This is a genomic window from Streptomyces sp. NPDC046876 (assembly GCF_040645035.1).
Taxonomy (GTDB): Bacteria; Actinomycetota; Actinomycetes; order Streptomycetales; family Streptomycetaceae; genus Streptomyces.
The window spans coordinates 1-8,958 of the sequence record NZ_JBEYXK010000169.1 but is presented as its reverse complement, the minus strand read 5'-3'; the positions used below and the strand labels follow the sequence as shown (position 1 = coordinate 8,958).

8 protein-coding genes are annotated in these 8,958 nt (G+C 73.7%); 3 read left to right on the top strand and 5 right to left on the bottom strand.

All coding sequences use genetic code 11. The features are described 5' to 3' along the window. A partial coding sequence (locus ABZ924_RS37275; protein WP_361919963.1) for a PP2C family protein-serine/threonine phosphatase occupies positions 1–739 on the top strand: 739 nt, incomplete at its 5' end. Positions 740–894: 155 nt separating this feature from the next. Beyond that, complete coding sequence (locus ABZ924_RS37270; RefSeq protein ID WP_361919961.1) at positions 895–2,475, top strand: alpha/beta hydrolase; 1,581 nt, start codon at positions 895–897, stop codon at positions 2,473–2,475. Between the two features lie 63 nt (positions 2,476–2,538). On the opposite strand, the gene ABZ924_RS37265 is transcribed toward ABZ924_RS37270, so the two are convergent. Next, positions 2,539–3,222, bottom strand: a complete 684-nt coding sequence (locus tag ABZ924_RS37265) for a TetR family transcriptional regulator (RefSeq protein WP_361919965.1) — start codon at positions 3,220–3,222, stop codon at positions 2,539–2,541. Positions 3,223–3,336: 114 nt separating this feature from the next. Between ABZ924_RS37265 and ABZ924_RS37260 the strand changes: the two genes are divergently transcribed. Continuing rightward, a complete protein-coding gene (locus tag ABZ924_RS37260) occupies positions 3,337–4,266 on the top strand; it encodes an SDR family oxidoreductase (protein WP_361919959.1) in 930 nt (309 codons plus the stop codon). On the opposite strand, the gene ABZ924_RS37255 is transcribed toward ABZ924_RS37260, so the two are convergent. From ABZ924_RS37255 to ABZ924_RS37240, 4 genes are all read right to left on the bottom strand, one after another. After that, positions 4,235–5,608, bottom strand: coding sequence for an MFS transporter (locus ABZ924_RS37255; protein ID WP_361919957.1), 1,374 nt, complete (start codon positions 5,606–5,608; stop codon positions 4,235–4,237). The two genes, ABZ924_RS37260 and ABZ924_RS37255, sit on opposite strands and share 32 nt — an antisense overlap. 5 nt (positions 5,609–5,613) lie before the next feature. Continuing rightward, entirely contained in the window at positions 5,614–6,027 is a 414-nt protein-coding gene (locus ABZ924_RS37250; protein ID WP_361919955.1) for a PaaI family thioesterase, read from the bottom strand. Positions 6,028–6,138: 111 nt separating this feature from the next. Further along, positions 6,139–8,160 carry an NADPH-dependent 2,4-dienoyl-CoA reductase gene (locus ABZ924_RS37245; RefSeq protein ID WP_361919953.1) on the bottom strand — a complete coding sequence of 674 codons (2,022 nt, stop codon included), beginning with the start codon at positions 8,158–8,160 and terminating at the stop codon, positions 6,139–6,141. Positions 8,161–8,305: 145 nt separating this feature from the next. After that, positions 8,306–8,695, bottom strand: a complete 390-nt coding sequence (locus tag ABZ924_RS37240; protein WP_361919951.1) for a hypothetical protein — start codon at positions 8,693–8,695, stop codon at positions 8,306–8,308. Between the last annotated feature and the right edge of the window lie 263 nt (positions 8,696–8,958).

The window sequence follows — 8,958 nt, the reverse complement described above, 5'->3', positions numbered from 1 at the left end:
ACAACAGGTGGTCCTGCGGCCCCTGCGCGACCGGATGGGTCCGCTGCGGCTGGCCGCGGTGTACCTGGCCGCCGAGGGCGAGGCGCAGATCGGCGGCGATCTGTACGCCGCCACCCGCACCGCCCGGGGCACCCGGCTGATCATCGGAGACGTGCGGGGCAAGGGCCTGGAGGCGGTCGGGGACGCGGCCCTGGTGCTGGGTGCCTTCCGGGCCGCCGCCCACCACGACGTGGACCTGCCGGCCCTGGTCGACCATCTGGAGGGCGCGGTCGTCACGGACCCCGACTCCGATGCGGGTCCCGGCGGGGACCGGGACGGCTCGCCCGGCGAGGCGTTCACCACGGCCGCGGTGCTCGACATCCCCGACGCGGAGAGGACCGTGCGCCTGATCAGCTGCGGCCACCCGCCGCCGCTGCTGCTGCGCGGCGGCCGGGCCGTCCCGCTGGAGGTGGACCGGCCGGGGCCGCCGCTGGGCCTGTCGGACCTCGCGGGCTCGGATTTCGCCGCGCAGTCGTTCCCCTTCGAGCCGGGCGACATGATCCTGCTGTACACGGACGGCGTGATCGAGGCCCGTGACGCGGCCGGCGTCTTCTACCCGCTGCAGGAGCGCGCCGCCGACTGGCCGGGCGACGGCCCGGAGGCGCTGCTGCGCCATCTGTGCCGGGACCTGCTCGCCCACTCCCCCGGCGGCAGCCTCGACGACGACGCGGCGATCGTCGCGATCGAGCGCATCGGCTGAGCGGCGCCGCCGTCCGCGTGGCGTGTCGGCCAGTTGTCCGGATATGAGCTCGTTCGCGAGGAGCATACGGGCCGACCTCCGGGATGATTCGCCCGGGCCGGTGCCTACAACAAGGTGGTGAGGCAACCCACTTCACGGAAAGGACACGGCTCTTCGTGAACCTCACCCGCCTCGCGCCGGCGTTCGCCGCCGCCGGCCTCCTCGCCACCGCCCTCCCCGTACTGTCCGCCCCACCGGCGTCCGCCGCGCAGACGTCCGCCGCGTCGCAGACCGCCGAGTACGCCCCCGGGAAGCCGCAGTGGCACCGCTGCAGCCCGGAGCAGCCGGCCGCGTACGAGTGCGCGACCCTGAAGGTGCCGCTCGACTACCGCCGGCCCCAGGGGCGCACGATCGACCTCGCCATATCCCGGATCAAGAGCGAGAACCCGGCCAAGCGGCACGGTGCGATGCTGTTCAACCCGGGCGGGCCGGGCGGCTCGGGCCTCGATCTCCCGCTGATGTTCAACGAGTTGATGCCCAAGGACGTGCGCGACCAGTACGACCTGATCGGCTTCGACCCGCGCGGCGTCGGCTCCAGCAGCCCGATCACCTGCGGCCTGAACGACACCGAGCAGAACATCGACCGCCCGTACAGGGAGGAGACGTTCGCGGCGGACGTGGAGTGGGCGCGCACGGTCGCCGAGAAGTGCCGCGAGAAGTCCGGCCAGGTGCTGCCGTTCATCACCACCCGCAACACGGCGCGCGACATGGACGCGATCCGCGCCGCGCTGGGCGAGAAGAAGATCAGTTACGTGGGCTACTCGTACGGGACGTACCTGGGGGCCGTCTACTCCCAGATGTTCCCCTCCCGCACCGACCGCTTCGTGCTGGACAGCGGTGTCGACCCGCAGCGCGCCTGGCGGGGCATGCTCCAGGTGTGGGCGAGCGAGGCGGAGCCCGCGTTCACGCGGTGGACGCAGTGGACGGCCGAGCGCAGCGCCGAGTTCGGGCTGGGCGACACCCCGGCCGCGGTGTCGAAGACGTTCTGGGACCTGGTGGCACGCGCGGACCGGGACCCGATCGAGTTCGAGGGACAGAAGCTCACGGGCGACATGATCCGCACCGCGCGGGCGCTGTTCTTCTACCCGGCCCAGGCAGCCCCGGTCGTCAAGGCGCTGAAGGACGCGTCCGACGGCAAGCCCGGCGCCCCGCTCTCCGCGGAGCAGCGCCGGCTCCTGAAGCCCGCGGCCGAGCCGGCGACGGACAACGGGACGGCGGTGTTCCTGTCCGTGATCTGCGGTGACGTGGAATGGCCGCGCTACCCCGAGCAGTACGCCCGGGAGGCGGCCCGGGACAAGGCCAGGTACCCGCTGTACGGGGACTTCGCGTCCAACATCAAGCCGTGCGCCTACTGGCAGCGGCCCGTGGAGCCCGTGACGCAGATGAAGACGCGGGCGGACGTGCTCACCGTGCAGAACGAGTGGGACTCCCAGACCCCGCTGACGAGCGGTCAGGGCCTGCACCGCGCGCTCAAGGGCTCGCGGATGGTGCTGGCCATGGGCGGCGAGGGCCACGGCGTGTACCTCTTCGACGGCGCGTCCTGCGCCAATGCCCCGGTCAACGACTACCTGGCCTCGGGCCGGCTGCCCGCCGCGGACGTGACCTGCCGTACGGTCCCGGGCGGCCAGGAGCGGCGCGCGGAGCTGGTGCCGTCGTCGCCGCAGCGCTTCCCGGGCGGGCGCCCCGACCGGTTCTGACCGGTAGCGCAGCCCATCGGCCGGGCCCGCACTCCGCACGGGGTGCGGGCCCTCGGAATGCCGCTACGCGCGACGGGCCGCCCGGGCCAGCAGGCCCGCGAGCAGGACCTCCAGCGTCTCGCGCAGGGTCGCGCCGAATTCCAGGCGCAGGACGGCCAGCGCCGGGTCCGCCTCGTACGCGGCGAGCATGGCCGGCGAGGGGTGCGCATGGGTCCACACGGACCCGGTGACCATCACGGCGCCCGCCACGAAGCGGAAGGCGTCCTCCTCCCCCAGCTCGGGCAGGTGCGCAGCCAGGCTGCCGGCCAGCGCGGTCGTGTTGGCGATCACGCCCCGCTTGTACCGCGCGGCCACCTCGGGGGAGACGTTGCGCTCCAGCACGGCGGCCTGGGCGCTGATCAGGTCGCACAGGACGGGCCGTTCCTCCAGGCACTGCGTCACGCAGGCGGCGATCCGGTCGGGCCGCTCCTCGGCGGGGGCGCCCTCCAGGGCCTCGGCGAGGGCCGCGTCGAGCCGGCCGACGAGTTCGCGGGAGGCGGCGTCGAGCAGTTCGAGCAGGATCTCCTCGCGCGACTCGAAGTAGCGCAGCACATTGGACTTGGCGAGGCCCACCCGTCGGGCGAGCTCGTTCAGGCTCACCTGCGCCACGGGCATCTCCGCCAGCATCGCGGCCGCCGTGTCCAGGATCGCCTGGCGCCGGACGGCGCGCTGCTCCTCGTTGCGGGCACGCTGGAACTTCACAGGCAGGGTCACCCCGCCAGCCTACAGACCTGCGGTCTGTTGTTATGAGACCAGCGGTCTGCTACGTTCGGAGGCATCAGCAGACCGCCGGTCTCTTATTTCTCCGCCGAGGAGCACGCCATGTACGCCGTTCCCGACCAGTCCGGAAAGCTCGCCGTCGTCACCGGCGCCAACAGCGGCACGGGCAAGGAGGCCGCGCGCCGGCTCGCCGAGGCGGGCGCCCGGGTCGTGCTGGCCGTCCGTACGCCCGCCAAAGGCGAGCAGGCCCGCGCGGAGATCCTCGCCCGGCACCCGCAGGCGCAGCTGGAGGTGCGGCGCGTCGACCTGGCCGACCTGGCCTCGGTCGCCGCGTTCGCCGACGGGCTGCTCGCCGACTCCGTCCCGCTGGACCTGCTGGTCAACAACGCCGGCGTGATGGCCCCGCCGCGCCGGATGACCACCGCCGACGGCTTCGAGCTGCAGTTCGGCAGCAACTTCCTCGGCCCGCTCGCCCTGACCGTCCGGCTGCTGCCCGCGCTGCTCGCCGCCCCCGCGCCGCGGGTGGCGACCATGAGCAGCATCATGGCCCACTTCGGCCGGATCGACTTCGCCGACCTGCAGTGGGAGCGGCGCCGTTACCAGCCCATGCTCAGCTACGCCCAGTCCAAGCTGGCCGACCTGATGATGGCCCGCCACCTGAGCGCCCTGGCGGCCGAGCGCGGCTGGTCGCTGCGCAGCACAGCCGCCCACCCGGGGTACACCCGCACCAACCTCCAGACCGCGGGCGCGAGCCTGGCCACCGGCCGGCCCTCGCGGCTGCACCGCCTGACCAGCGCGGTGGACTTCCTGCCCAAGCAGGAGGTCGGCACCGGCGCGGAACCGCTGCTGTACGCGGCCACGAGCGCGGACGCCGCCCCCGGCGGGTACTACGGCCCCGACGGCCTGTTCGAGCTCACCGGGCGCACCACCACCGCCCGGTTCGCCCGCCGGGCCCTGGACCGGGAGGCGTGCGCCCGGCTGTGGGCCGCCGCCGAACGCCTCACCGGCGTCGAGGCCGCTTCGGTCGGCTGACCGGCCCGGAGCCGCCCGGCCCGTCCGGGCCGCCGGGCCCGGCGGCGGCAGATCCCGCCACCGCCGTCCGCCCGGCGGCGGCCCGGCCGCCCGGGGCGTGCCGGCGCCGCAGCGGGGTCAGCAGCCCCGCGGCCACGATCAGCAGGCAGAACACCCCGCCGGCCACACTAACCGCGGGCACGCCCCACCGCGCGGCCAGCACCGTCAGGACGGCCGCGCCCACCGGGCCCGAGGCGTTGTGCACCGTCCAGAAGGCGGAGGTGACGCGCCCGAGCAGCGGGTCGGGGGTGACCTCCTGGCGCATCGTCATGGAGCAGACCCCGCCGAGGGTCGTCCCGAACATGAACACGGCGGCCAGCACGGCCGTCACCGCGATGCTGCGGCTGAGGCCGATCCCGGCGACCGCGAGGCCGATCAGCACGACCGCGCCCAGCCAGCAGACGCCGAACCCGAACCTCCGGCGCAGCCGTGTGGCCGCGGCGGCCGCGGCGACGACACCGATCCCGCTGACGGCGACGACCGAGCCGGCGACCGTCGCGTCCCGGCCCAGGTCAACCGTGATCCGGTACAGCAGCAGGTCGGTGGCGCCCATGGTCACGAACGTCAGCAGGGTCAGCAGGACGGTCAGCGGGCGCAGCAGCGGGTGCGCCCACAGGAAGCGGAAGCCGACCATGAACATCTCCCGCAGCCGGCCGACGCCGCCGCCCCGGGAGCCCTCCTGCGCCGCCGGCCCGCCTGCGCCCGCAGGCTCCCGCCGCCCGAAGGTCACCCGGCACAGGCTGACCGCGGAGACCAGGAAGGTCGCCCCGTCCACGCCCAGCGCCCAGTCCCCGCCCACCCATGCGGTGAGGAGGCCGGCCAGCGCCGGCCCGCAGAGCGTGCCGATCGCGAAGGTGCCCATCAGGCGTGCGTTGGCCGCGGCGAGCTGCTCCGTGGAGACCAGGTTGGCCACGGCCGTCACGTACGCCACGTCGAAGAAGGTCTTGAGCGCGGTGACCAGGGCCGTGAGCACGTAGAGCACCCACATCCGCGGCCCGGCCAGCCAGATGAACGGCACCGCGCCCAGCAGCACGGCCCGTCCGAGATCGCAGGCGATCATCAGGCGGCGCCGGTCCGCACGGTCCACCACGTGCCCGGCGAACAGGCCGGTGCCGATGCCCGTGACACCGATGACGACGGTGATCAGGCCCATCTGCACGAGGGAGCCGGTCGCATCCGCGACGAGCAGCGGCAGGGCGACGTACGAGATCGAGCCGCCGAGGACGGACAGCGCCTGCCCGAGCCAGAACACGGTGAAGTCCCGGTTCCGCCACAGCGAGGAGCGCTCCGGCCCCGGCGGCACCCCGCTCAGCCCAGCAGGGCGTAGACGGTCGACGCCGTCGCGGCCGGCTCGTGGGCCCCCTCGGGGGTCATGGTGATGTCCGCGAAGGCCATCCGCTTGCCGAGCTTGGTGACGCGCACGTCGATCAGCACGTCCGCGCCGATCACCGGCCGCTGGAAGCTCGTGGACTGCTGGACGGTGGTCATCGGCCCGTAGCCGCCGCGCGCGGCCGAGACGGCGATGACGGTGGCGGTGTCGGCAGCCGCCATCAGGGCCTGGCCGGACAGGCCGCCGCCGTCCCGGGCGAGCGCGTCGGACCACGGCAGCCGCAGGACGGCGTGCCGCTCGCCGGTCTCCTCGACGGTCAGGCCGAGGGCGAGCACCCAGGGGGCGAAGTTGTCCTTCAGGACCTTGTCTGCATCTGCCGGTGTCAGAGTCACCCGGAGATTGTGGCGGCCCGCCGGGGCCGCCACAACACCTTTGGTCCTCCGGGCAGTACGCGCAGGTCGCGCCGCACGGCGCGGGCGCGGGCACGGGGCGCGTACGCAGCGTCAGAGCGAGGCGGCCAGTTCCGTGCCCTGGCGGATCGCCCGCTTGGCGTCCAGCTCGGCGGCGACGTCGGCGCCGCCGATCAGGTGCGCCTCGACGCCGGCGGCGCGCAGCGCCTCGTACAGGTCGCGGCGCGGCTCCTGGCCGGTGCAGAGCACGACCGTGTCGGCGGGCACGAGGCGCTGCTCGCCGTCGACGGTGATGTGCAGGCCCTCGTCGTCGATGCGGTCGTACGAGGCCCCCGCGACGGAGACGACGCCGCGGTGCTTGAGCTCGGCGCGGTGGATCCAGCCGGTGGTGGTGCCGAGGCCGGCGCCGACCTTGGTGGCCTTGCGCTGGAGCAGGTGCACCCGGCGCGGGGAGGCGGGCCGCTCGGGGGCGGTCAGGCCGCCGGGGCCGGCGTACGAGGTGTCCACGCCCCAGTGGCGGAAGTACACGGCGGGGTCCTGGGAGGCGCCCTCGCCGCTGTCGGTGAGGAATTCGGCGACGTCGAAGCCGATGCCGCCGGCGCCGACGACGGCGACGCGCTCGCCGACGGGGGCGCCGTCGCGCAGCACGTCGAGGTAGCCGACGACGTTGTCGTGGTCGACGCCCTCGATGTCGGGGGTGCGCGGGCTGACGCCGGTGGCGACGACGACCTCGTCGTAGCCCTTGAGGAGTTCGGTGTCGGCGAGGGTGTTCAGCCGGACCTCGACGCCGCGCTCGGCGAGCTGCGTGCCGAAGTAGCGGATGGTCTCCTCGAACTCCTCCTTGCCCGGGATGCGGCGGGCGATGTCGAGCTGTCCGCCGATGTGGCCGGAGGCCTCGAAGAGGGTGACCTTGTGGCCGCGTTCGGCGGCGGTGACGGCGCAGGCCAGGCCGGCCGGGCCGGCGCCGACGACGGCGACGCTCTTGGCGAGCCGGGTGGGCGACAGGACGAGCTCGGTCTCGTGGCAGGCGCGCGGGTTGACCAGGCAGCTGGTGATCTTGCCGCTGAAGGTGTGGTCGAGGCAGGCCTGGTTGCAGCCGATGCAGGTGTTGATGTGCTCCGGGCGGCCGGCGGCGGCCTTGGCCACGAAGTCCGCGTCGGCGAGGAACGGGCGGGCCAGGGACACCAGGTCGGCGCGGCCCTCGGCGAGGATCTCCTCGGCCTTCTCGGGGGTGTTGATGCGGTTGCTGGTGACCAGGGGGACGGACACCGCGCCCATCAGGCGCTGGGTGACCCAGGTGTACGCGCCGCGGGGGACGGAGGTGGCGATGGTGGGGATGCGGGCCTCGTGCCAGCCGATGCCGGTGTTGATGATGGTGGCGCCGGCCGCCTCGATCTCCTTGGCGAGGTGGACGACCTCCTCCAGGGTGGAGCCGCCGGGCACCAGGTCCAGCATGGACAGGCGGTAGATCAGGATGAAGTCCGGGCCGACGGCCTCGCGGGTGCGGCGGACGATCTCCAGCGGGAAGCGGACGCGGTTCTCGTACGAGCCGCCCCAGCGGTCCTCGCGGCGGTTGGTGGCGGCGGCGATGAACTCGTTGATGAGGTAGCCCTCGGAGCCCATGATCTCGACGCCGTCGTAGCCGGCGAGCTTGGCCAGGCGCGCGGCGCGGACGAAGTCCTCGACGGTCTGCTCGACCTCGGCGTCGGTGAGCTCGTTCGGGACGAAGGGGCTGATGGGGGCCTGGAGGGCGCTGGGGGCGACGAGGTCCTTGTGGTACGCGTAGCGGCCGAAGTGGAGGATCTGCATCGCGATCTTCCCGCCCTCGGCGTGCACGGCCTCGGTGATCTGCCGGTGCTCGGCGGCCTCCTCCTCGGTGGTGAGGCGGGAGCCGCCCTCGAAGGGGCGGCCGGCGTCGTTGGGGGCTATGCCGCCGGTGACGATGAGGCCGACGCCGCCGCGGGCGCGCTCGGCGTAGAACGCGGCCAGCCGCTCGAAGCCGCGCTCGTGCTCCTCCAGGCCGGTGTGCATCGAGCCCATGACCACGCGGTTCGGCAGGGTGGTGAAGCCGAGGTCCAGGGGGCTCAGCAGGTGGGGGTACCGGCTCTGGGTCATGGGGGCGCCTCCTCGCGCGGGGGTGGATGCCCCTGTTCTAGCGACCGCGACCCGGTTATGCAACAAGGTGCATAACCGGGGTGGGGCCGCCGGCCCGCTTTGCCCCGCAACGACGGGCCCGCGGCCGCCGCGGCTGTGGCACAGTTCACGCCGGGCTCTGCCTGGTGAAGCCGGCCTCGAGGGTGTGGAGGGTGACAGTGGCCCCACCGAGCATCTCGGCCTTCTCCCGCAGGGCCCGTACGGCCGCGGGGCCGGGCCTGCCGTACACGTCGATCGACCGGAGCCGGATGAGCGGAGCGAACTCCCGAAACCTCGGTCCGCCGATCTCCATGTGGAACTCCATCGACTCCGTGTCGGGATGGACGGCCACCACGGACATCGTGGATCCGGACTCGTCGATGTAGCAGCCGTAGGCTTGCAGCCGCGGCTCGTGCGCCTCGACGAACGCGGCGAGCCCGCGCATCAGCCCCCTGACCTGCGCGGCCTTCCCCTCCAGGATGTCCGACCGGTCGACGTAGTGGATGAGTTCCGCCATGCCCCGAAGCTACCGCCGGCCGGCCACGCCCTCCGCCGCGGCGCGCGGGGCCCTTGCCACTGCTCCCCGGTCACGGGTGTTCGGACAAGGTCGGCTTGCCTCCGGAGCAGGGGTGGGCCCACATCTGCCTCCCGCTCTCGCAGCCGGGGGTGGGCCGTTTCCGCCCCGCCGGCGATTGAGGCGCGGGGTCTGGGGCAGCGCCCCAGGCAACCCGGCTCCGCCGGGCACCGGGGTCCGCCCGGACCCTCCCCCAGACTCCGTCC

What these genes read in the sequence shown, in the direction of transcription:
- ABZ924_RS37260 (WP_361919959.1), top strand. Translation starts at nt 3,337, where the DNA reads ATGTACGCCGTTCCCGACCAGTCCGGAAAGCTCGCCGTCGTCACCGGC.
- ABZ924_RS37245 (WP_361919953.1), bottom strand. Translation starts at nt 8,160, where the DNA reads ATGACCCAGAGCCGGTACCCCCACCTGCTGAGCCCCCTGGACCTCGGC.
- ABZ924_RS37240 (WP_361919951.1), bottom strand. Translation starts at nt 8,695, where the DNA reads ATGGCGGAACTCATCCACTACGTCGACCGGTCGGACATCCTGGAGGGG.